This window comes from Neokomagataea thailandica NBRC 106555, from assembly GCF_001598495.1.
In the GTDB taxonomy this organism is placed as follows: Bacteria; Pseudomonadota; Alphaproteobacteria; order Acetobacterales; family Acetobacteraceae; genus Gluconobacter; species Gluconobacter thailandicus_A.
On the sequence record NZ_BCZB01000007.1, the window covers coordinates 88,396 to 109,244 of the forward strand.

Genomic DNA, 20,849 nt, shown 5'->3' on the forward strand with positions numbered 1-20,849 from the left:
GAACCGATGGGTCCTATCTCCGGTTGAGCATAGAAAAGGGCCTCAATACCGTTTCCCGTGAGAGGTGTGAACCGGTTGTCATGGATGTTTTAGCGACTACGCCGCCGGGCGATGCGTTTTTGCAACGCTGCAACAGCATCTTTGATTTTGACAATACCGAGTGCATCCAGTGCACCGCCATAAATGACAGCACCGAGTAGGACGAGGAACGCCATTACGATCACGCGTAAGAGGCCGTGTTGATAGATGACATAGGGGGCGAGTAGCTTTTGCCCTGCGGCAACCCAGAGGGCCATCAGAAGTGCTGCGCCAAAGGTCCGGGTTGCGTGTTTGATGAGGGCGGCATCTGGCTGGAAGACCTCACGGCGGTAGAGGATAAAGGCCAAGCAGAGCACATTCGCAATGGCGGCTAAGGTGCTGGCAAGTGGTGGCCCGAGATATCCTAGCGGGTGGAAGAGAGCGAGGTTCAGGCCGAGATTGATGGCGAGGGTGAAGAAGCCAATGCGGACGGGGGTTTTCGTATCGCCATGGGCGAAAAAGCCGGGGGAGAGGACTTTAATGAGGATAAAAGCCGGCAGGCCCGCAGCATAAGCGCGCAGACATTCGGCAGCGAGGAGGGCATCTTGCGTGGAGAAATGCCCATAAGCGAAGAGCCCTGTCATCAGGATCGGGGCGAGGGCGATGAGGCCTGCTGTAGCGGGAAGGGTCAGCAATAATGCGTAATTGAGGGCACGGTTTAAGCTGGCGCGCCCGCCTTCGGCGTCCTTCGTGGCGGCGTGTTTGGAGAGGACTGGCATGAGTGTTGTGGCTGCCGCAGCTCCCAAAACGCCGAGCGGTAGTTGGTTTAGTCGATCAGCCGCGTACAGAATGGATACGCCCCCGACGGGGAGTTTCGTGGCGATGATGGTATCGACCGTGAGGTTGATTTGCGTCACGCCGGAGCCGAGCAATCCCGGTCCCATGCGCCGGAGCATTTGGCGAATATCGGGGGAGAGTGTTGGGCGTAAAAGGAACGGTAGAATACCGGCACGTTTGGTTGCCCAGAGTAAGGCGCCAAGTTGCACGGCCCCTGAAATGGTGACGCCCCATGCCGAGGCGAAGACCACATCATGCCAGCCCCAATAGCCAATATAGGTTGAGGCAATGCCGATAACGTTAAAGGCCAGATAGGCTGCTGAAGCTGCACTGTAATAGCCGCGTCCGTTCAAAATCCCGGCGACGAGTGCGGCGGCGCAGATGAGCACCATGTAGGGGAAGGTGATGCGTGTCAGAGCGACCGCGAGGGAGAATCGATCTCCGCTGGGTTGAAAATCGGATGTGAGGGAGATGACGATGGGGGTGAAGATTTCACAGATTACCGTCAGAATAACGAGCCATGCGACCAGCGCTGAAAGGGCCTGACTGGCAAAGCGTAGGGCTTTGTCATGGCCTTCTGTTTCGTATTTTCCTGTGAACATGGGCACGAAAGCGGCATTGAGCGCGCCTTCACCGAACAGGCGGCGGAACATATTGGGCAGGCGTAGAGCTACCAAATACGCATCAAGCGCCGGGCCTGCGCCCAAGAAATTATACAGCAGCTGGTCACGGATGAGGCCGAGAACCCGCGAAAGCATGGTCCAGCCGCCGACAGTCAGAAAATTACGAATCATGGAATCGTCTTTAGCTTAACACGCGGTCAGACGATACCGAGGGAATCGGGTGAAGTTTGGATTAGTGGCGTGTGTATTGGGGGCGGTGCACGCGCTGTGGTGTGAGGCGCAGGGATGAGAGCGTGCCGAGGCTAATAATCAAGAGGGCGACTTGCGCTATGCTCATGACACTGGCCCAGAATGTGCCGGATGCGGAGAGGAAGTGGTCCACATTTTGGGCGACGACCGGGCAGAGCGCTCCGAGTGCTGCGACGAGCAGCAGGGGCAGGAGAGGTTTGAGCGTAGCGCTCTGCGAAGGGGTGGTCATGGGGTGCTCCATGTCATTCAACTGTCATGAAGCTGGCGTGTTTCGATACGATCCGTCAAGGAAAAAGCGTTTTGGAGGCTTTATGCGCCGTTGGTACATGAGAGCAAAAGGCGCTGTACCGCGTTCTCAACGCGTTGCCCTTCGGGTTTGGTGAGGGGGGTAAACCATTTGTACAGGTGCCCTTGGGGGGTGATCAGATATTTGTAAAAATTCCAGCGCGGAATAGACAACACGCCGCCTTCACTACGGAGCCATTGGAAAAGGGGAATCGCCTCTGGGCCACGCACATCAGCTTTCGCAGCCATTGGGAAGCTCACGCCATAATTGCGGTGGCAGAACGCACCAATCTCTTCGGACGAGCCGGGTTCTTGGTTGCCAAATTGGTTGGAGGGGATGCCGATAATGGCCAGCCCGTTATCGCGGTCTCGCCCGTAGAGGGACCATAGATGTTGTAAGCCTTCATATTGTGGGGTGAAGCCACATTTTGAGGCGGTATTGACGATGAGAAGAGGGCGGCCGCGATAGGTAGATAAATCAATCATGCCGCCTTCGAGAGCGGGAATGCTGAAGTCATAAATACTGGGCATAGTTCCTCCTCGGATGATGGGCTGAGTGTAGTCTTCTTGAGCGGAGATGACGAGAGGGCTGGACATCTGCTGCATCTGCGAACAGTTTCGCCATGTTTTGAATGTGAAAGGGAAGTCCCCGCTGTGTCAGAAGCCCTTGTGTCTTGCCTTCGCGCTGTGGTGGCGATTGTCGCTTTAATGGTGGTGGGTGTTTTGTGCTCCACTCATCGGCGGGCGATTGATTGGCGTTTTGTGACTAAGGCCTTGATCATGCAGGCGGGCTTGGGGGTCTTGATCCTTTGGAGCCCCCCGGGGGCTGCGTTATTGCGGCATCTTTCGGATGCGGTGGGCTGGGTGTTGTCCTTCGGTGGGGCAGGTAGTTCCTTCCTCTTCGGTGGTTTGGTTGGCCCCAAGATGGGGGATATTTTTGGCGGCGGAGCGTTCGTTTTTGCTCTGCGCGTGCTGCCGCAAATTGTTTATGTCGCGGCTTTATTAGCGTTGCTGGAACATTTTGGAGTTCTGCGTTTATTGGCGCGTGGGATTGGTGGTGTGGTGTCTAAAATTTTGGGCACGACTGCTATGGAGGGCTTCTCCGCAGTGTTGACCATTTTCTTGGGCCAGACGGAGATGCCTGTGGCGTTGCAGCACACGTTGGATCGTTTGCCACGCCGGGTTCTAGCGACGGTGCTGTGCAGCGGTACGGCGTCTGTCGCGGGGTCTGTTCTGGCGGGTTATGCCTCATTAGGGGTGCCGATGACGGACCTTTTGGCGGCGTCTGTGATGGCTATTCCGGGCGGGTTGCTGTTTTCACGGATTTTATTCCCCGGTGAGCGGGAAGATGAGGCTGCCTTAGAGAATATGGTGCGGCGTCATAGTACGATTTTTGAGGCGCTGGCAGATGGCGCGATGAATGGTGCCCGGATTGCTGTGGCTGTGGGGGCGGTGCTGGTGGCGTTCGTTGGGTTGATTGCGCTGGTCGATGGTCTTTTGGGGGGGATGGGCCTGACATTGACGCGGATATTGGGTGTGGTTTTAGCGCCGGTTGTTTGGTTGATGGGGGTTCCTTGGCATGAGGCTGTGACGGCGGGGGGGCTGTTTGGTCAGAAGATCGTGTTTAATGAATTTGTCGCTTATGCGAGTCTTTCCCCGATGATTCATGAGCATGCGCTCTCGACGCATACGGTGACGATCTTGTCGTTTGCGCTGTGTGGTTTTGCGAATTTATCGACGATTGGTATTTTGATTGGAGCGTTTGGCAGTGCTGCGCCAGAGCGACGGAGTGATGTTGCTGTATTGGCTGGGCGCGCTGTGATTGCGGGTACGTTGTCGAACGCTATGAGCGCTGTAATTGCGGGGTTGTTGGTGTGAGGGAGGGAGTTATTCTCAAGTGTTGATGTGTTGAGTGTATTATATAGATTAAGATAATATATTTATTTTGGTATGTTTGATTGAATATATTTTTACTAACTTTGGATGTTTTGGAAGGGGTCATATGACGTGGCCCCCTTCATTTTTATTTATGATTTACTGACAGAATCGTGAAAAATCGCCACGTTCTGGAGGGCATGAGTTAAATTTTGTCGATCTTGTTGGGGTAGTGGCAGAATAGGTAGAGGCGGCTGGGCATGTGTGAGGCCTAAAATATTGGCCGCAGCATATGCGATTTTCAGGCTGCCATGCTTTTGAAATAATGCCCAAATAGGGGCGAGATAGCGTTGGTATTGTTCTACACTGCGGCTGTTTCCAGCCTGAGCAGCGGTTGTTAGTGCTAAGGCGACTTGTGGTAGAAAGCCGCCTAAAACACTAAACCAGCCATCTGCACCGGCAAGTAAAGCTTCGGGGGCGAGCCAGTCGCGGCTGTATCCGATAGTAAGTCGCCCCGTAGCGCTCTGTTTTAGATGCGCGAGTTCCTGAGCGATGTTTTCTTTCATAGGGGTGGGCATCTTGAGCGCTGCGATAGTGGGGATATCGGCGAGGCGCTCGAGAAGGGTGTGCTGGAATGTGAAATGTGTTGTGCCGGGGTTGTTGTAAACGCAGAGTGGTAGAGATGTCGTTTTGGCAACAGCGGCGTAGTGTTGGTACACTTCCTCTTCGGTCAGAGGGGCGTAAGACATCGGGGCCAATAATAGGCCATCAGCGCCTTCTTCGGCGGCATCACGCGCAAGATTCTGTGCATCATCGGTGCGTAAGGCGCCGATCCCGACGATGAGAGGCGTTCTACCTTTTAGTATTGTGGCGGCAGCATGTACAGCGCGGCGGCGCTCTGTTCGGTTTAGATAAGCGTAGCCTCCGGTGCTGCCGAGCAAACCAATGGAATGGACGCCGTGAGAGGAAAGGTGGGCTGAGAGGCGTGAAACGCCATCAGTATCGACAATGCCCTGTTCGTTGGTTGGTGTGATGGGAAAGGCTGAGAGGCCGTTAAAAATAGACATGGTAAACCCTATATTTTGATCAAAATGCTGTGCTCATAAAAGCGAGTGTCACGTTTTTACGTTGATGCACCGAATCTTTTCCGAGTGATGGGCAAGACGTGATCGCGTGTGAGTGGTGCGAGAGGAAAAGTTTCAGCTTCATCGGGCGTGAGCCAAATGGCTTGATCAATTTCAGCAGCGATAGAGATGGAGGGGGCGATGCGTAGAAAGAAGAGTTCGGCCTTGAGAAGGGTTTGTTCTTCATTTGCTGCGATTGCGTGAAATGTACCAAGAGCTTCGGGTTGAGTCTCAGCGATGTTTAGCCCTAATTCCTCGTTTAACTCCCGGCAGAGTGCTTGCACGGCACTTTCTGAGGGTTCAATTTTCCCACCAGCTTGCATGAACCATGGTGTTCCAGTTTTGCGGACGAGAAGTAGGCGTCCATTGCCATCATCTAAGATGGCGGATGCGATGTGGAGTGTCCGTTTTTCTTGAAGGCTCATGTGCGTGTGCTTCGGGTGGGGGTGTTAGCGCGGATGAATGATGACCATCGCCTGTGTGGTAGTCAGTTCGATGATGTGTTCCGGGCGTTTTGTGAAGAAGTCTTGAAAGGCCTTCGCGACGCCGGGGATGATGGAATAATCATGTGTGAGAATGATGCCGCCTGAGACCATGCGTGGGTAGAAAAAGGCGAGGGCATCGCGGGTGGCGTCATGCAAATCAACGTCGAGATGGACGAAGGCGAAGCGATGATCTTCTAACCCTGCTGTTGTGCTGGGGAAGAAGCCTTTGTGGAAGGACAGGCCGTTAAAGTGGCGTAGGGCATGTTGAACGGCGGGGAGTGAGCCTGTGAACTGACCTTCTTGGAAGACCTTACGTTCTGCGGCGTGTGTGCCTTCGGGCAAGCCTTCAAACGTATCAAAAAGATGGAGATGTTTGCTCTTTTTGACGCTGGCGATGAGAGCTGCGGAGGCGCCGCGATATACGCCGAACTCTGCGAAATCACCGGGGAGCGCGGTTTGGGCGTGCGCGATTTCATGCAGCGTGAAGGCTTCGTCTGTGCTGAGCAGCGAATGTGCTGTGCGGGCGCACTGGGCGAGGCGTTTGAGGGTTTGTGGAGATTTATGGCCTTTGAGTAGGGCCATTTGGAGGCGATTTTGTACGCCGAAGGTCAGGGCACGGGCGATGCGGTTTCCACCCAAGAAGCGACGCATCGTTTCATTTCTCATCCACATGCGCAAAAGACCTTCGGCTATTTCAAAGTTAGGTTATTCGACAGTGGGCGGGCGGTCTAGTAGGAGCGTGCGGGCTTGATCCGGTGTGATCTCGCCGGAGAGCAGTTGGGCTACGGTATCAATAATAGGCGTTGCTACGCCCAGCTTTGCGGCTTGCTCGCGCAGTGTGGGGGCGGTGAGCACGCCTTCTGCAACGGTGGTGCGGGCGGCAAGGATGCGTGAGAGCTTAAAGCCTGTGCCCAGTTCCAGCCCGAGGGAGTAGTTGCGGGAGCCGCGACCGGTGCAGGTGAGGATAAGATCTCCCATGCCGGAAAGCCCGGTGAGCGTTGAGGCGCGTCCGCCCATGGCTTCAGCCAAGCGCCCGATTTCGACGACGGCGCGTGTGATGAGGGCTGCGCGGGCATTTTCGCCTAAGCCTGCGCCGATGGTAATGCCGGCACCAATGGCGATGACGTTTTTGGTCGCTCCTGCGAGTTGTACGCCGGTGACGTCATCGCTGGCATAGAGGCGCAGTGTTGGTGTGCTGAGCAGTGCTGCAAGTTTTTGCGCGAGAGCGAAATCTGTGCAGGCTAACGTCGCAGCGGCAGGGAGGTCTTGCGCGACTTCGATGGCAAAATTGGGCCCTGAGAGGACGCCGCTTGGGCGGCCCGGCATGGTTTGCGCCAGAACATCAAGGGGGAGGAGGCCTGTTGTGGCTTCCATGCCCTTGCAGCATGTGATGATGGGGATGCCGGGGGCGAGTACTTTTTCCAGCTTTTCCGAGATATGGCGGCTGGCTTGAACGGGTGTGACGAGCAGCACGACATCTGCCGTGTGCGGGAAGTCATTCGTGAGGGTAATGTTGTCTGGAACGGAAATATCCGGCAGGCGGGGAAGGTTACGCGTGTCTTTTGGGACGGGGCCGCGCATCCAGAGGGTGACGTCGGCATCATTGCGAGCAGCTGCACAGGCAAGCGCGATGCCCCATGCCCCGGCACCGATGACGGCGATATGTGGGCGGGTGTGCGTTGCGTTTGGCGCGGTCATGATTATTCCTCCGTCAGCCGTTCGATCCGGACATTAGTAGCGGGGTTATCCGCTGTGGTGAGGTATTGGGCGAGTGCATCAAGAATGCTGCCTGCTTCGGCCTCAAACCCGTATGGCGCATTCGCCACGAGGAAGCCACAGCCATTCAGCTGTGATGGGTCAAGAGGTGGGCGCAGCAGGAACTCACAGGTGATGAGATCGGGGATTTTGGCGTCTTTTAAGCTGTTGTAAAAAGCGTGGATAGGCGTGCGGTGTTTGATAGGGAACCACACAGCGACAATGCCTGCACGGAAGTGGTTGCGGACATAAGAGATCGCCTCGGCGCAGCGTGTGAAATCATCTGGTTTTTCAAAGGGTGGGTCAATCAGAACCAAGCCACGGCGTACATCTTTGGGCGGTAAGAGTGCGCGGAGGGCTTCGTAACCATCGCGGTGATGGACGGAGACATTGGGCAGACCACGAAAGCGGCGGCGTAGGGGTTTGACGTCTTCCGGGTGGAGTTCGCAGGCCATGAGGTGGTCTTGCGGGCGCAAAACATGCTGCGTGAAGGCGGGGGAGCCAGGGTAGAGGCCGAGAGCTTCAACGGCGCTCTGATATTCGGCCAGGGCGGGAATATCTTGCCCGAGGAGGCGCGCTATACCGTCATGCCATTCCCCGGTTTTTTCCGCTTCAATACCTTGGAGGTCGTAATGACCGAGGCCTGCATGGGTATCGAGGACGCAGAACCCGGTTTGCTTTTTGCCTAAGGCGCGCAGCAAAGACAGGAGCAGGGCGTGCTTCATGCAGTCTGCGAAGTTTCCGGCATGGTAGGCGTGGCGGTAGTTCACGGTAAAAGTCTGATCCTTAAAGGGCGGCTGGGCTGCGTTCGGATAACGGCCAACGTGGGCGGGCGGCGAGAGTGATGTCGTTGGGGTGTTCACCAGCGTTGAGGCGTTCGAGCGCGACCCAGCCGACCATAGTGGCGTTATCGGTGCAGAGGCGCAGAGGTGGCGCTAAGAAAGGCAGGTTATGGTCTGCTGCAATGTTTTCGAGGGTGTTGCGCAGGAGGGTGTTTGCGGCAACACCGCCAGCAACCACGATGGCGGTAGCGTTTGGTAAGGCTTTGATCGCATGGCGGGTACGGTCTGCCATGACATCCGCAACGGCACGCTGGAAGCTGGCGGCAATATCTGCGGCGACTTGCCGTGGGAGTGCGCCTTGTCCATGGGGGGCAATCAGGCGGCTAACGGCTGTTTTGAGGCCGGAAAAGGAGAAGTCACAGCCGTCACGGCCCATGAGGGGGCGCGGTAGGGCATAGGCTTTATCGTTACCTTCTAGGGCGAGGCGTTCAAGAGCGGGGCCGCCCGGCCAGCCAAGCCCCAGCATTTTAGCGACCTTATCGAAGGCTTCTCCGGCTGCATCATCAATCGTGCCGCCGAGTTTTTCGTAATGCCCGACACCATGAACGGCCACGCATTGGCAGTGCCCGCCGGAGACGAGAAGGGTCAAATAAGGGAAAGCGGGTGGCGTCGGGAGGGATGGAAGACGTGCGGTGAGAATATGTGCTTCGATATGGTTCACTGCGATGAAAGGGCGATTCAAGGCCATGGCGAGGCCTTTGGCGTAAGAACTGCCGACGATCAATCCACCAATCAGGCCGGGGCCTGTTGAAGCGGCAAAGGCGCCAATATCCTGCAAGGTGAGTTCTGCTTTTTGCAAGGTTGTCTGTACGATGCCGGGCAGGGCATCTAAATGTGCGCGGGCTGCGATTTCCGGCACGACGCCACCAAGTGCCGCATGGTCCATTTGTGACAGCACGCTCTCGGCGAGGATGTCCCCATTCGGCGCGAGGATCGCGCAGGCGGTATCATCACAAGACGATTCAATAGCCAAGAGTGGTGCTACGAGGTGTGATTGATCGGTCATACCTTTTACTATGCTAAATACAGTCATCATGACAGTGTCGTCAGGATCGTTTATGGCTGCTCGTCATGAATGTCACGCTCCTTCCTTCCGATGCACTGCTCCGGGTTGCGGCTGAAGCTGCTCGTCGCTCCCATGGCCTTAGTGGGTCTTCTCGTCGTACGCTCCCTCTTCGTGTGGGGACGCGTACGTCTCCATTGGCTCTGGTGCAAACGCGGCACTTCCTCAATCGATTAAGTCATTTCTGCCCGGTCTTGCGTGATCTTGAGGCTTTTCAGGAGCATCAGATTAGTACGGAGGGGGATCGGAATTTAACGCAGCGTTTGGCGGAAATTGGCGGGAAAGGGCTGTTCGCTAAAGAAATTCACGAGGCGTTGCAGGCGGGGCAGATTGATTTCGCCGTGCATAGTTTGAAGGATTTGGAAACGCATCTTCCAGATGATCTGGTGTTGGCGTGTACGATGACGCGTGAAGATGCGCGGGACGTGATTATTCGGCGCGATCGTTCGGTAGAGGTCGATCCGAATGATCCATTTGCGGCTCTTACGGAAGGAGCTGTTATTGGGTGTGCGTCAGTACGGCGGCAGGCTCAGATGCTGGCGCGGCGGCCGGACCTCCGATTCTGCTTATTGCGTGGGAATGTTCAGACTCGGTTGGCGAAGCTTGCGGATGGTGCATGTGACGCGACTTTGCTGGCCTTGGCGGGGTTGCGGCGCCTTGGTTTGGAAGATCGGGCTGATATTATTTTGGAGCCAGAGCATATGCTGCCGGCATCGGGCCAAGGAATTGTTGGCGTGACGGTGCGGCGCAGTGACGAAGAACTGCGTGAATTGCTTGGTGCGATTGAAGATCTGGAGGCACGTTGGGTGTCTACGGCTGAGCGTGCGCTGTTGGATCTGCTGGATGGTTCATGTCGGACGCCGATTGGTGGGTATGCGCGGATTGAAAATAATGAGCTGTATTTGCGCGGGTTAGTGGCCAGCGAAGATGGGTCTTTCATTCTGCATCGTGAATTGCGTGGTGCGCCGCATGATGCGGCGGCGATTGGCCGTGAAGTGGGGGCGATGTTGAAGAGAGATACGCCGGCAGATATTTTCGCTGAAATGACGCGTGATTGAGCATGATGTCGCCGCACCCTGATGGAGTTGTGGTGACGCGTCCGGAGCCGGGCTTGTCCGAAACGGTGCAGGCCGTGGAGCGGCAGGGGTGGCGCAGCGTGGCCAGTCCAATGTTGAATGTGCAGAGATTAGGGCTCTTACCGGTTGAGCCTGCGCAAGCGCTTTTGGTGACGAGTGGGCAGGCTTTGCCTGCATTGGTGGCGTGGCCGAGGACGCAGCGTATTGTTGCCGTGGGTGAGAAGACGGCTGAGCGTGCGCGGGAAATGGGGTTTCAGAGCGTTGAGGCTGCCGAGGGTGATGCGCGGTCTTTGGCGCGTTATTGCCGTGCTGAGCGCATTATGGGAGCGGGCGTGTTGCTGGTTACGGGGCGCGGCTACGGTGTGGATTTGGCGCGGTCTTTGAAGGTGCGGCGGCGGGATGTGTATGATGTGCAACCGGTTTGGGTGCTTTCTGAGCACGCGATACAGAGTGTCTATGAGGCACGGGTTGCTGCTGTTTTATTCTATTCAGGCCGAACGGTGGATGCTTTTTGTGCGGCGTTGCCCGAGGGGCTGATGGCGCGCTTAAAAACGGTACGGGCCATATGTTTGTCCAAGGCGATTGCTGAGCGTGTGTCAGAAGCAGCTTGGAGGTCTGTGGAGTATGGTGACCCGCTCGCCCTGTTGGGCGAGGGGCCAGTCTCGGGAAGGTAGCCCTCCCGAGGGGAAGCTTAGGCTTCGCCAGCGGGTTCTGGGAACTGCTGAGCGCGCTTTGCTTGCCACAGAGCAACAAAGTCGATCGGTTGCAGAACAACTGGTGGGAAGCCCCCGTCACGGGTGACATCGCTGATGATGCTGCGTGCGTATGGGAAGATCAGGCGCGGCACTTCAACCAGCAGCAGTGGTTCAACAACTTCTTGTTGAACATTGCCGAGGGTGACGATGGCTGCGTAGGTCAGTTCTGCAATGAAGACAGCGCGGCCTGGCTTGTCGCCTTCTTTTTCCGGAGCTTCTGTTGCTTCTGCGCGAACAGCGAGAGCGACTTCAAAAACAGGTTGTTCTTCTTCCAGGCGGTTCACCTGAACGTCAATGTTCACACCGATTTGTGGTGCGCTGCGCAGAGATGCAAAAATTGCAGCACCTGCGGGCACTTCGAAAGAGAGGTCTTTCGTGTATTGCAGGTTAACGGCCAATGGCAGGGGGGCTGGTGCGCCTTCTGCGTTTTGGGTGGTGGTATTAGCAGTCGAATTTTCGGACATAAATGCTCTCCGGTGTCGCCCGTGGGCAACAAGCGATGAAATAATTGCGACCTCATGGCGGTAGCATGATGTGCTCTTATCGCCAAGTCGTTCTGGGGAAACGTCATGGGTTCTATGACAAATGGTTGAGTTGTGGGCTGTCTCAACCTATCTAGTGAGAATCTTTTCCGTGATCCCCTTCATTTGTGAAGCTTAAGCCTGCATGTCTTCTGACACTTTTCATTTTCCGAGTTTCTTGACGAGCCAAGGCGGTCATTCTTTCCCTTGGGATGTCGTTATTCTTGCCGTGATTGCTGCTGCGTTGGCATTTCGTCTGTATCGTATTCTGGGCCGCCGTGTGGGTGTTCAAGGTGTGAAACAGGCTATGTCACGGCCAATGGCTGCACCGGCGGGGACTGAGCGTACGGTGCCGCCACCATTGCCGGAAGGCGCAGGCGTGGGCAGTGGGGCAGAGCCTATGCGCGCGCGTTATGAGATCCCAGCGCCGGCCACCCGGGTTGGTGGTGTCTTGGTTGACCTGGTGAAGATGCGTTCAGGCTTTAATCCGCAGGAATTCTTGCAGGGCGTTGAAATGAGTTTCCGTAAGGTTGTCTCTGCCTATGCGCAAGGGGACCGTGCAACTCTGGCAACGGTGATGACGGATGACGTGGCACAGGTCTTTAATAACGCCATCACGGAGCGTGAAGCCGCGAAGCAGACGCAGCGCAGTGAACTGCGTGGGGTGGATGTTCTCTCCATTCAGGATGCTACGATTGTGAGCGTGGACAACGCGCCTGTGGCACGTATTGAAGTGAATATTATATCGCGGCAGATCAATGCGCTAATGGGAGAAAATGGTCAGCTTGTTGTGGGGACGGAAGCCGTAACGGAATTTCATGATTTATGGCTGTTTGAGACATCTTTGGGCAGTGATGATACGCGCTGGCGCCTTGCAGCCTCTCGTCCGGCATAAAATGCGCCGCATGTTGCGGGGGAGAAGAGCGCGCATTGTCGTGCTAGGGGGCATCGCTCTTATTTGCACGGGATGGGGGCATGGTGCCATTATGGCCAAGCCTTTGCGGGCGGTGCATTATGTGGCCCTATCTGGGTGGCGGGCGGAAACGGCCTCGGTGGTTTTGCCTGTTTTGCGGGCTCAATGTCGGCGCATTGGTCAATTGCCGCCTGAGACGCTACTCGGCGGGGCAGAAAAATTACCTTCAGGGCGGTATGCTGGGGATTGGGGGGCTGTGTGCGCGGCTCTTCAAGATATGACGGCGGCGTCTCCCGTTGTAGCACGCCATTTTGTTGAAGCGTGGTTTCGTCCTTACATCTTGGCGGAACAAGGTGAGGTGACGGGGTATTTCCAGCCAGTTTTTGAGGCAGCGTTACGGCCTGGCGGGGCATATCAAACGCCGCTTTATGCTCGCCCGTCAGATTTGGTCAGTGTGCCGGGGGTGAAGAGCGTTACGGTTTCTGGCCGTTGGCAGGATGGGCATATGGTGCCGTATTATGATCGGGCCGAGATTGATCATGGTGCGTTACGCGGGCGTGGTTTGGAAATTGCTTGGTTGAAAAGCCCGGTGGATCGTTTTTTCTTACAAGTGCAAGGCTCTGGCGTCTTGGTGTTGCCGGATGGGCGGCGTGTGGCTGTTGGATATGATGGGCGTAATGGCCAGCCTTATGTGCCATTAGGCCGCGCAATGGTGCGTGATGGGGTATTGGCCAGTGGGACTGTCAGCATGGAGAGTATTCGTGCGTGGTTGGAGGCGCATCCGGGACAGGCGAATGCCATGATGGAACGCAATCCGAATTATGTGTTTTTCCATTTGGATGGTGAGGCCAGTGCCGTAGGGCCTAAAGGGGCTTTTGGTGTGCCTTTGATGCCGTGGCGCTCTGTGGCGGTGGATCGTGCGGTGGTGCCGTTTGGTGCGCCGCTTTGGGTGCAGACGGTGTTGCCATTGGCGGATGGAACGTCTGAAAAATGGCAGCATTTGGTTTTTGCTCAAGATGTTGGGACGGATATTCGCGGGGTAGGGCGCTTGGATCTTTTTGCAGGGGCGGGTGAGCAAGCCGCTTACGTGGCGGGGCATTTGCATGCGACTGGTCGGGTGATGATTTTGCTGCCGCGTGCAGTTCCTGCGGGGAGTGCTACACCATGATACGCAGCCGCCGGGAACGTTTAGGGGCCCACACGCTTATCCGAGGGGATTGTACGACGGTTCTGCGGCGTATGCCGGCTCAAAGTGTTGATGTGATTGTGACCTCGCCCCCTTATAATCTTGGTATTGATTACCGAAGTTATCAGGACCGTCTGCCGGAAGAGTGTTATCTGGAGTGGATGATTGAGATTTGTGCGAGTTTGAAGCGTGTTTTGAAGGATGGTGGGTCCTTCTTTCTCAATATGTCAGGTTCATCATCGCAGCCTTGGCTGCCGTTTGAGCTTTTGGTGCGGCTGCGTGAATTATTTGTGCTGCAAAATCATATTACATGGATCAAATCTGTCTCCGTAGGAGAGAAGACGCATGGGCATTTTAAGCCTTTGAACTCCCACCGTTTTGTGAACCGAAACCACGAGCATGTTTTTCATTTAACGAAGACGGGAGAGGTGCCGGTATCCCGTTTGGCGGCGGGGGTGCCGTTTACGGATAAGAGCAATATACATCGAAGGCGCCATGCAGTGGACCGGAGATGCCGTGGTGATACGTGGTTTATTCCGTATGAGACGGTCCGTAGCCAAAAAGAAAAATTTAGCCATCCGGGCACATTTCCTGTGGAATTGCCGGAAGCGTGCTTGCGCCTTCACGGTGCGAAGGAAGGGGATGTGCTCCTCGATCCGTTTATGGGTGTTGGTACAAGCTTGATTGCGGCGGAGAGGCAGGGGTTGCGGGGTGTGGGGATTGATATGGATACGCGTTATGTGAATCACGCGCGGAAGCGTCTGCGTAGCTTTTTGGATAATTGGGAGGGGTAATACGGGGTAGTGCCTGTAGGCCAGTGCGAGGCGTTCCATCGTATTAGAGTGCTTGAGAGCGTGGATATGTGCCGTTAATCCGCCCTCTCTTTTGACCTATACAGTTAGCGGCATATTGACGGTGATCATGCTTACGTAAGGAAGTGAGGGGAATTATTTCAGACTTAAAATAAACAGTATTGGTATATGGATTATATTGAATGAAGAACTTTATGAATAATAAGGGGTAGTAATGACGGATCGACCGAAAATTATCACGATTGAACGCAAAAAAGATACGAATGCGCAGGACGCTCTTCAACGGGCAATGGATATTGCCACTCATGATGATGCGACCAACGCGATGAGTATTATCTTCTTGCGTGATGGTTCTTGGGTATTTGAGCGGGGGGATATCGACAATGCCTCGCAGGTAATTGGTATTCTTGAGCGCATTAAGTTTGATATTTTGACCAACGCGCAAAAGGCAGAAGAGGAATGAGAACCGCTATGCGTGGCCGTGTTTACGCTTAGAGTGTATTGAGCGTTGTTTCGGTTATGGCGCTGCGGGGGGGCGTATTGGGGAGAATTGGCGCGAGAGTGATGCGGCATGGGATTCATAAATAGAGGTTTTCTTTTCGGCGCTTACCTGTGGGGCGGGTAGAGCATACTGGCGCATTTTACCGCTCCTATAATAGTAAGCCCTTATGCTGTGGGTTCTGTTCGTTTCATCTTGATGCTGTGCACGGAACTGGCGGGCGGTGATCACGTTTGATCGGCAGGGCCTGTTTTTCTGACAGGTTCAATCGCTTGGACATTTGTGACTGTCTTGCTCATTTTGAGCTTATCTACCGCTACATGGAGTGAGTGCAGTGCGGCAAAGCACAATTATACGAGGCATTGCAGCCCTCGCAGCCCTTGGTGTTGCCACTTGGGGTGGAACTGTCACGTATCTTGAGCATTTTGACCATGCTGGGGCACCAAAGCTGCCAGCAGGCAGTCTGACGCTGCACGATCCAGTTTCTATGGCAGCGTTCTCGGCGTTCCAAGAAGTGCGCTGTGATTACTGCCATACGAAGGGGGCGGATCTGCCATTCTACTTCAAACTGCCTTTGGCTAATCAGATCATGAGTCATGATTTGACGGAAGGGCAGTTGCACTTCAATTTTGCGCCGATTATTGCTGATTTCCAGCAAGGCAAGCCGCCGACCATTGAGCAACTTTCACGTATTGAGGAAGTGATTTCTCAAAACCGGATGCCGCCGAAAGTGTATCTGACGATGCACCCACATGCGTATCTGGATGAAAAGCAGCGCAACGATATTCTCACATGGGTACGTGAGCAGCGCGCACGCTATTATGCGAGCGCCGATGTTACACCGGCGTTCCGTGGGGAAGTTGTACAGCCGATTCCGGAAGTGGCTTCGGTAGATTGGAAGAAAGCAGCGCTTGGCCGGACGCTGTATTTTGATAAGCATTTGTCGGGTGATGGCACGCTGAATTGTGCAAGCTGCCATGGCTTGAACAAGGGGGGTGTTGATAACCTTGTGACGTCTACTGGCATTCATGGGCAGAAGGGACCGATCAACGCGCCGTCTGTTTATGATGCGACGTTTAACATGGCGCAGTTCTGGGATGGCCGTGCGAAGGATCTGGCTGGGCAGGCTGCTGGCCCTGTGACGAACCCGAAGGAAATGGGGGCGCATAACTGGGATGAGGCGGCGGCACATGTTCGTGATGAACCGGGCATGGCCGAGCAGTTTAGTGCTGTGTATGGGCCAGATAGCACGATCAGCAAAGACACTGTGACGGATGCGATCGCGGAATACGAAAAGACGTTGATCACGCCAGATAGTCGTTTTGATCAATATCTGAAGGGTGCTTCTGGCGCAATCACGGCGCAAGAAAAGCGTGGTTATGAGCGCTTTAAGGAAATCGGTTGCTCAGGGTGCCATAGTGGTGTGGCTATGGGTGGTGATGCGTATGAAGTGATGGGCCTTGAAGGGCCATACTTTGCGGATCGTCATACGGCACTGACGGCTGCTGATGATGGGCGTATTGGGGTGACGAAGAACCCGAATGACGAACATCGTTTTAAGGTTCCGAACCTGCGTAACGTCGCGTTGACTGGCCCGTGGTTCCATGATGGTTCGGCTAAGACGCTGGAAGATGCTGTGCGGATGATGGCGAAGTATCAAACGCCAGATCATGATATTTCTGATCAGGATGTGAATGATATTACTGCCTTCTTGAAGACGCTGACGGGTAAGTATCAGGGCGTTCCGCTGGATCAGGTTCCGGAGCAGCCGGAGCTGAAACCCGCAGGGCAAGCTGCGAATTAACGACACCTCGCGTGTTTAGAGACGGAAAATGGTCTTGGGAGGGTTCTCTCAAGGCCATTTTTGTATTTCGGGCGTTGTTTGATCTGTGCTCTGCTTTTAACAGTGAGGCATCTTCACGGTGCGGTGCTGTGAGGGTGGGCGATGTTGAGGATTGTGGAGCGTATGGCGAAGCGACGGAATGTGCGGGAAGAGGAGGCAACGTTGTGGCGTTTGGTCATGCGCGATGTTGTGCCCTTGCATTCTGATGCGCTGAGTCTGGAAAAGGAGGCGGTGCAGGGCGCCATACTTGCGCAAAAAGATGCAGATCAGGTGCCGCCGCCCAAAAAACGCGTGAGTCCGAAGGTAAAGCGCCGGGTTATTGTAGCGCCTGCACCCTCCACGGTGCCGATTCAGGCAACGCTTGCTGATGAACAGGCGGCCTATCGTGTGGATGTGCCGGAGCCGAGCTTTGCGGATATGATGGCGCGTTCAATGAGGCGCCTGCCCAAGGCTGGGGCTTTGAAGGTGGGTGTGCGTGCGCCGGGTTTGGATGATACAAGTTGGAAGCGTCTTACGCGTGGTAAATTGCGCGTAGAGGCGAAGTTGGATTTGCACGGTTATATTGTGCAGGATGCTTTTGAGCGTTTGTTGGATTTTTTGCAGCGTGCCCGTACGCATAACCTGAAATGTATTGAAGTGGTGACGGGGCTAGGGAGCGGAGAACAGAGCGGTGCTATCCGTAGGGAGCTCCCATTATGGTTACAGCGTGCGGATATTCGCGGCATGATTTTGGCGGTGGTGCATACGCACAAAGCCAATCAAGGGGCCGTCCGTATTTTGTTGAAAACGCGCCGGTAAAGCGGCCGAATTGCTGCGTATTAGAGCCGTGTTTCTTGTCCAAGGCGCCAGCGCGGTGTGTTGATGGCAATCCAGCGACGCAGGGCGAGTTGAGATTCAGGTGTTGGGCGGATGCGTGAAAAGAATGGTGCTGCGTTCTCACCTGTTGCGAGTGAGAAATAGTAGGTTTCGGCCCAATGGCGCATGTCATCATCGTCTACGGCTTCTGCGCAGGCGTTTCTCCAATGTTCAACCAGTGGTGGAGGGGTAAGCATTGGAAGGGCCACCGCAAAAGGTGTGCAGATCCCGGCGGAGACAGCCTGCCACGCGGCAAAGAGTTGTCCCTCTGGTGGTCTGCGGCGCATCTGCTCACTGACTTCTAGGAAATTTGGAATATCGTTGAGTGGCGTGCCGGAAAGGTCACCTGTGTGATAGAGTGGTGCAACGCCCTCAGGGAGGTTTTTGAGGGTTTCGAGCAATGGCGCATCGCCTCGTGTGGGCAATATCTGCACGGCATCGACAAGGCCTGCGTTGAGGGCCTGGAGCGCATCTTGTGCGGTTGCGAAGCCAGAGACTGGGGTGGGGTGTAAGTCGAGTAAGGTCAGGCCGAGTAGAGCGCTTAATTCATTGCCCGTGGGGCGGGACACTGCGAGCTTGAGTGAGCGGCCGTGGAAAAAGCTGCGGAGGCGGTGTGCAAAGTCTTGGTGTGTATCCGTCCGCGTGACAACAACGGATGCCGTATGAGCGACAAGGAGTGGGATCCAGCGTGTAAAATCATAATGTGTGCGTGGATCACCTGTTTGGGCAGCGATAAAAGCGCTGCCCGGTACGACTAAAGCCGTTTGCCCGTCTGCGGCGACGTTACTATCGAATTCATTGGCGACTTTGACACCATCAAGGCCAATATCTGGGGAAAGTTGGATGGGGAGGTTGAGGCCCAATCCGTGGGTGAGAGCATTGGTGGCGAGTTCCCCAAATTGGCCGGGGATGGAGTGCAATGTGCCACCAATAAGCAATTGTGCATTAGGTAGGGGGGGGATGGTAGCCGCGCGGAGGAGTGAGGGGGCGCAGGTCAGGCTTGTTAGGGCCGACGCGACAAAGCGACGGCGAGAGAGTGCGCGTGACCGGGGCGAGGTTTGTGTGCAGGGGAGTATAAGCGCGGCAGGGTTTTTCACGGCCAGCGTACTTCCGGCGGCATGCTCATGAGGATGGCTTCTGTATTCCCGCCTGTTTTGATGCCGAATAATGTGCCGCGATCATGCAGGAGGTTGAACTCTACGTAGCGGCCACGGCGGATCAATTGTGCTTCACGATCTGCGTCATTCCAGCGTGTATACATACGGCGGCGTACAATGGCCGGGTAGGCATCGTGAAAGGCCATGCCGACATCTTGTGTGAACTGGAAGTCTGCGTCGAGGCTCCCGGTAGAGTGTTGGTCGTAGAAAATACCGCCTAAGCCGCGTGGTTCGTTGCGGTGGGGAAGGTGGAAGTAACGGTCACACCATTCTTTGAACTTTGGATAGTATTCGGGGTCGTGTTTGTCACACGCGGTTTGGAACATTTTGTGGAAATAATCCGCGTCGCTGCGTGCTGTTTGGCTTTGTGGGAACATGGGTGTGATGTCCCCGCCACCGCCGAACCAGCCTTTGGTCGTGATGATCATACGGGTGTTAAAATGTGCGGCGCTCACATGGGGGTTGCATGGGTGGGCAACGAGAGAGACGCCAGTGGCGAAGAAACGTGGGTCTTCTGAGGCACCGGGGATGTTTTTGCGGAACTCTGGAGAAAATTCGCCCCATACGGTGGAGACATTTACGCCGACTTTTTCAAAAACGCGACCGCGCATGACGGACATCACACCGCCGCCACCTTCTTCACGAGTCCACGCAGTGCGGGTGAAGCGACCGGGGGTACTGGCATTTTTGAGAATTTGTGTGTCTCCCGCAGCGGCTTCGTCTTCGAGGGCTTCGTAGGAGGCGCAAATCCGATCACGTAGGGTTTCGAACCATGCACGTGCTTGGTCTTTAAGTGCGTCATGTGGCACATCGGCGCGCTGTAATGGGCTGAAAGCGGCGGTAGTCTGATCCATGTTCCGTTTCCCTATCCCCGTGGGATGAGATGACCTTGACCCGAGACGTCCTAGCAGAATGAACGGGCGACGAATAGCGTGCGCTGCACCGATGGAGCGGATGTATAGTCTCTACTCTCTACGGCAAAAGCATGGCGCTGTGTGTGCTAACATGGTGTTAAGCATCTTTTCGAGAGTTGATGAATATCAATCAAGGCTTGCGGAACAGTTGATGCTGTGGTCCTCAATACGGATATTTTTGTAGCTGAAGGATAATGGGATGTCTGAAGTTCAGCCGGTAATCGGCGTGATTGGTGGTTCTGGCCTGTATGATATCGACGGGTTGGAGAATAAAGAGTGGCGTCGGGTTGAAAGCCCATGGGGTGAGACGTCCGACGAGTTGTTGTTCGGGACGTTAGATGGCGTTCAGTGCGTTTTCTTGCCGCGTCATGGTCGTGGCCATCCAATCCCGCCATCACGTTTGAACTTCCGCGCGAATATTGATGCGCTGAAGCGTGCGGGTGTGACGGATATTTTGTCACTTTCTGCTGTGGGTTCTTTGAAAGAGGAACTGGAGCCGGGGCGTTTTGTGCTGGTTGATCAGTTTATTGACCGTAGCTTTGCGCGTGAAAAGAGCTTCTTTGAAACGGGCTGTGTGGCGCATGTGGGCATGGCAGATCCAGTGTCGCATCGTTTGCTGGATGCTCTGGAAAAGGCTGCAACGGGCTTGTCCATTCCGGTGACGCGTGGAGGCACATATATCGTGATGGAAGGGCCACAATTCTCGACGCGTGCTGAGAGTGAACTCTACCGTTCATGGGGTTGTTCGGTGGTTGGTATGACCAACATGCCGGAAGCGAAGCTCGCCCGTGAGGCCGAGATGAACTATGCGACGGTGGCGATGGTGACCGATTTTGACTGCTGGCACACGGATCATGATAGCGTCACGGTGGAAGCGGTTGTGAAGGTGATGCAGGGTAATGCTGCGAATGCACGCCGCTTGGTGAAGGCTGTTATTCCTGAATTGGGTAAAAAGCGCCCAGTTGATCTGACGGCAGAGCGTGCGTTGGATTTTGCGTTGATTACGGCGCCTGAAAAGCGTGACCCGGCTCTGGTGGCGAAGCTGGATGCTGTGGCAGGGCGTGTTTTGAAGAAGTAATGGGTGTGTCTTTGGGCGGTGTGATGCCGCCCAAAGACAGTGTTTAAAAGAGCATTAGAACTCTTGTTTGGTTGGGCGCAGAAC

The 20,849-nt window shown here is 55.2% G+C and carries 22 protein-coding genes; 10 read left to right on the forward strand and 12 right to left on the reverse strand.

Annotated features, from left to right (window positions below):
* Window positions 1-89: 89 nt before the first annotated feature.
* The 3 genes from murJ to NTH01S_RS03540 form a co-directional block, all read right to left on the reverse strand.
* On the reverse strand, window positions 90-1,649 hold the full coding sequence (gene murJ, locus NTH01S_RS03530) for a murein biosynthesis integral membrane protein MurJ (protein WP_068169522.1): 1,560 nt from the start codon (window positions 1,647-1,649) through the stop codon (window positions 90-92).
* Window positions 1,650-1,710: 61 nt separating this feature from the next.
* On the reverse strand, window positions 1,711-1,956 hold the full coding sequence (locus NTH01S_RS03535; RefSeq protein ID WP_157070852.1) for a hypothetical protein: 246 nt from the start codon (window positions 1,954-1,956) through the stop codon (window positions 1,711-1,713).
* Between the two features lie 80 nt (window positions 1,957-2,036).
* On the reverse strand, window positions 2,037-2,543 hold the full coding sequence (locus NTH01S_RS03540) for a glutathione peroxidase (protein ID WP_068169527.1): 507 nt from the start codon (window positions 2,541-2,543) through the stop codon (window positions 2,037-2,039).
* 123 nt (window positions 2,544-2,666) lie between these two features.
* Here NTH01S_RS03540 and NTH01S_RS03545 point away from each other — a divergent pair, with 123 nt between their 5' ends.
* Window positions 2,667-3,890, forward strand: coding sequence for a NupC/NupG family nucleoside CNT transporter (locus NTH01S_RS03545; RefSeq protein ID WP_245642111.1), 1,224 nt, complete (start codon window positions 2,667-2,669; stop codon window positions 3,888-3,890).
* A gap of 149 nt (window positions 3,891-4,039) precedes the next feature.
* Here the strand turns inward: NTH01S_RS03545 and NTH01S_RS03550 are convergent, their stop codons facing one another.
* The 6 genes from NTH01S_RS03550 to tsaD are packed head-to-tail and all read right to left on the reverse strand — an operon-like array spanning window position 4,040 to window position 9,099.
* Window positions 4,040-4,954 (reverse strand): dihydrodipicolinate synthase family protein, encoded by a 915-nt coding sequence (locus NTH01S_RS03550; protein ID WP_068169529.1) that lies wholly within the window; start codon window positions 4,952-4,954, stop codon window positions 4,040-4,042.
* A gap of 56 nt (window positions 4,955-5,010) precedes the next feature.
* Window positions 5,011-5,436, reverse strand: a complete 426-nt coding sequence (locus NTH01S_RS03555; protein WP_068169532.1) for an NUDIX hydrolase — start codon at window positions 5,434-5,436, stop codon at window positions 5,011-5,013.
* A gap of 24 nt (window positions 5,437-5,460) precedes the next feature.
* The gene (locus NTH01S_RS03560; RefSeq protein ID WP_068169535.1) at window positions 5,461-6,147 is read right to left on the reverse strand and encodes a TylF/MycF/NovP-related O-methyltransferase; all 687 of its coding nucleotides are present in this window, start codon (window positions 6,145-6,147) and stop codon (window positions 5,461-5,463) included.
* A gap of 54 nt (window positions 6,148-6,201) precedes the next feature.
* On the reverse strand, window positions 6,202-7,194 hold the full coding sequence (locus tag NTH01S_RS03565) for an NAD(P)H-dependent glycerol-3-phosphate dehydrogenase (RefSeq protein ID WP_068169538.1): 993 nt from the start codon (window positions 7,192-7,194) through the stop codon (window positions 6,202-6,204).
* Window positions 7,195-7,196: 2 nt separating this feature from the next.
* Window positions 7,197-8,021 (reverse strand): 23S rRNA (adenine(2030)-N(6))-methyltransferase RlmJ, encoded by an 825-nt coding sequence (locus NTH01S_RS03570; RefSeq protein WP_068169542.1) that lies wholly within the window; start codon window positions 8,019-8,021, stop codon window positions 7,197-7,199.
* A 16-nt stretch (window positions 8,022-8,037) separates the two neighbouring features.
* Window positions 8,038-9,099, reverse strand: a complete 1,062-nt coding sequence (gene tsaD, locus NTH01S_RS03575) for a tRNA (adenosine(37)-N6)-threonylcarbamoyltransferase complex transferase subunit TsaD (RefSeq protein WP_245642113.1) — start codon at window positions 9,097-9,099, stop codon at window positions 8,038-8,040.
* Window positions 9,100-9,164: 65 nt separating this feature from the next.
* On the opposite strand from tsaD, the gene hemC reads away from it, so the two are divergent.
* Complete coding sequence (gene hemC, locus NTH01S_RS03580) at window positions 9,165-10,214, forward strand: hydroxymethylbilane synthase (RefSeq protein ID WP_068169549.1); 1,050 nt, start codon at window positions 9,165-9,167, stop codon at window positions 10,212-10,214.
* Window positions 10,215-10,216: 2 nt separating this feature from the next.
* Window positions 10,217-10,906, forward strand: a complete 690-nt coding sequence (locus NTH01S_RS03585) for a uroporphyrinogen-III synthase (protein WP_245642124.1) — start codon at window positions 10,217-10,219, stop codon at window positions 10,904-10,906.
* A 17-nt stretch (window positions 10,907-10,923) separates the two neighbouring features.
* Here NTH01S_RS03585 and secB read toward each other — a convergent pair whose 3' ends face one another.
* Window positions 10,924-11,451 (reverse strand): protein-export chaperone SecB, encoded by a 528-nt coding sequence (secB, locus tag NTH01S_RS03590; protein ID WP_068169552.1) that lies wholly within the window; start codon window positions 11,449-11,451, stop codon window positions 10,924-10,926.
* A gap of 202 nt (window positions 11,452-11,653) precedes the next feature.
* On the opposite strand from secB, the gene NTH01S_RS03595 reads away from it, so the two are divergent.
* The 6 genes from NTH01S_RS03595 (at window position 11,654) to NTH01S_RS11725 (ending at window position 17,559) form a co-directional block, all read left to right on the forward strand.
* Entirely contained in the window at window positions 11,654-12,403 is a 750-nt protein-coding gene (locus tag NTH01S_RS03595; protein WP_068169556.1) for a Tim44/TimA family putative adaptor protein, read from the forward strand.
* Window positions 12,363-13,589, forward strand: a complete 1,227-nt coding sequence (gene mltA / locus NTH01S_RS03600) for a murein transglycosylase A (RefSeq protein ID WP_245642125.1) — start codon at window positions 12,363-12,365, stop codon at window positions 13,587-13,589. Before NTH01S_RS03595 ends, mltA begins: the two co-directional genes overlap by 41 nt.
* Complete coding sequence (locus tag NTH01S_RS03605) at window positions 13,586-14,401, forward strand: DNA-methyltransferase (RefSeq protein WP_068169558.1); 816 nt, start codon at window positions 13,586-13,588, stop codon at window positions 14,399-14,401. The genes mltA and NTH01S_RS03605 overlap by 4 nt, the downstream gene beginning before the upstream one ends.
* 232 nt (window positions 14,402-14,633) lie before the next feature.
* Window positions 14,634-14,882 (forward strand): hypothetical protein, encoded by a 249-nt coding sequence (locus NTH01S_RS03610; RefSeq protein WP_068169560.1) that lies wholly within the window; start codon window positions 14,634-14,636, stop codon window positions 14,880-14,882.
* A 370-nt stretch (window positions 14,883-15,252) separates the two neighbouring features.
* Window positions 15,253-16,722 carry a cytochrome-c peroxidase gene (locus tag NTH01S_RS03615; RefSeq protein WP_084366933.1) on the forward strand — a complete coding sequence of 490 codons (1,470 nt, stop codon included), beginning with the start codon at window positions 15,253-15,255 and terminating at the stop codon, window positions 16,720-16,722.
* A gap of 141 nt (window positions 16,723-16,863) precedes the next feature.
* A complete protein-coding gene (locus tag NTH01S_RS11725; protein ID WP_245642126.1) occupies window positions 16,864-17,559 on the forward strand; it encodes a Smr/MutS family protein in 696 nt (231 codons plus the stop codon).
* Between the two features lie 20 nt (window positions 17,560-17,579).
* Here NTH01S_RS11725 and NTH01S_RS03625 read toward each other — a convergent pair whose 3' ends face one another.
* Window positions 17,580-18,713 carry a hypothetical protein gene (locus NTH01S_RS03625; RefSeq protein WP_174523600.1) on the reverse strand — a complete coding sequence of 378 codons (1,134 nt, stop codon included), beginning with the start codon at window positions 18,711-18,713 and terminating at the stop codon, window positions 17,580-17,582.
* Entirely contained in the window at window positions 18,710-19,627 is a 918-nt protein-coding gene (gene hemF / locus NTH01S_RS03630; RefSeq protein WP_068169566.1) for an oxygen-dependent coproporphyrinogen oxidase, read from the reverse strand. Before hemF ends, NTH01S_RS03625 begins: the two co-directional genes overlap by 4 nt.
* A 259-nt stretch (window positions 19,628-19,886) precedes the next feature.
* Between hemF and NTH01S_RS03635 the strand changes: the two genes are divergently transcribed.
* Complete coding sequence (locus NTH01S_RS03635) at window positions 19,887-20,765, forward strand: S-methyl-5'-thioadenosine phosphorylase (protein WP_068169569.1); 879 nt, start codon at window positions 19,887-19,889, stop codon at window positions 20,763-20,765.
* Window positions 20,766-20,849 lie beyond the last annotated feature (84 nt).

What these genes read in the sequence shown, in the direction of transcription:
- NTH01S_RS03560 (WP_068169535.1), bottom strand. Translation starts at nt 6,147, where the DNA reads ATGCGTCGCTTCTTGGGTGGAAACCGCATCGCCCGTGCCCTGACCTTC.
- NTH01S_RS03550 (WP_068169529.1), bottom strand. Translation starts at nt 4,954, where the DNA reads ATGTCTATTTTTAACGGCCTCTCAGCCTTTCCCATCACACCAACCAAC.
- tsaD (WP_245642113.1), bottom strand. Translation starts at nt 9,099, where the DNA reads ATGACCGATCAATCACACCTCGTAGCACCACTCTTGGCTATTGAATCG.
- hemC (WP_068169549.1), top strand. Translation starts at nt 9,165, where the DNA reads ATGAATGTCACGCTCCTTCCTTCCGATGCACTGCTCCGGGTTGCGGCT.
- NTH01S_RS03585 (WP_245642124.1), top strand. Translation starts at nt 10,217, where the DNA reads ATGATGTCGCCGCACCCTGATGGAGTTGTGGTGACGCGTCCGGAGCCG.
- murJ (WP_068169522.1), bottom strand. Translation starts at nt 1,649, where the DNA reads ATGATTCGTAATTTTCTGACTGTCGGCGGCTGGACCATGCTTTCGCGG.
- NTH01S_RS03540 (WP_068169527.1), bottom strand. Translation starts at nt 2,543, where the DNA reads ATGCCCAGTATTTATGACTTCAGCATTCCCGCTCTCGAAGGCGGCATG.
- NTH01S_RS11725 (WP_245642126.1), top strand. Translation starts at nt 16,864, where the DNA reads ATGTTGAGGATTGTGGAGCGTATGGCGAAGCGACGGAATGTGCGGGAA.
- NTH01S_RS03610 (WP_068169560.1), top strand. Translation starts at nt 14,634, where the DNA reads ATGACGGATCGACCGAAAATTATCACGATTGAACGCAAAAAAGATACG.
- secB (WP_068169552.1), bottom strand. Translation starts at nt 11,451, where the DNA reads ATGTCCGAAAATTCGACTGCTAATACCACCACCCAAAACGCAGAAGGC.
- NTH01S_RS03605 (WP_068169558.1), top strand. Translation starts at nt 13,586, where the DNA reads ATGATACGCAGCCGCCGGGAACGTTTAGGGGCCCACACGCTTATCCGA.
- NTH01S_RS03565 (WP_068169538.1), bottom strand. Translation starts at nt 7,194, where the DNA reads ATGACCGCGCCAAACGCAACGCACACCCGCCCACATATCGCCGTCATC.
- NTH01S_RS03535 (WP_157070852.1), bottom strand. Translation starts at nt 1,956, where the DNA reads ATGACCACCCCTTCGCAGAGCGCTACGCTCAAACCTCTCCTGCCCCTG.
- NTH01S_RS03555 (WP_068169532.1), bottom strand. Translation starts at nt 5,436, where the DNA reads ATGAGCCTTCAAGAAAAACGGACACTCCACATCGCATCCGCCATCTTA.
- NTH01S_RS03635 (WP_068169569.1), top strand. Translation starts at nt 19,887, where the DNA reads ATGTCTGAAGTTCAGCCGGTAATCGGCGTGATTGGTGGTTCTGGCCTG.
- NTH01S_RS03595 (WP_068169556.1), top strand. Translation starts at nt 11,654, where the DNA reads ATGTCTTCTGACACTTTTCATTTTCCGAGTTTCTTGACGAGCCAAGGC.
- mltA (WP_245642125.1), top strand. Translation starts at nt 12,363, where the DNA reads ATGATACGCGCTGGCGCCTTGCAGCCTCTCGTCCGGCATAAAATGCGC.
- hemF (WP_068169566.1), bottom strand. Translation starts at nt 19,627, where the DNA reads ATGGATCAGACTACCGCCGCTTTCAGCCCATTACAGCGCGCCGATGTG.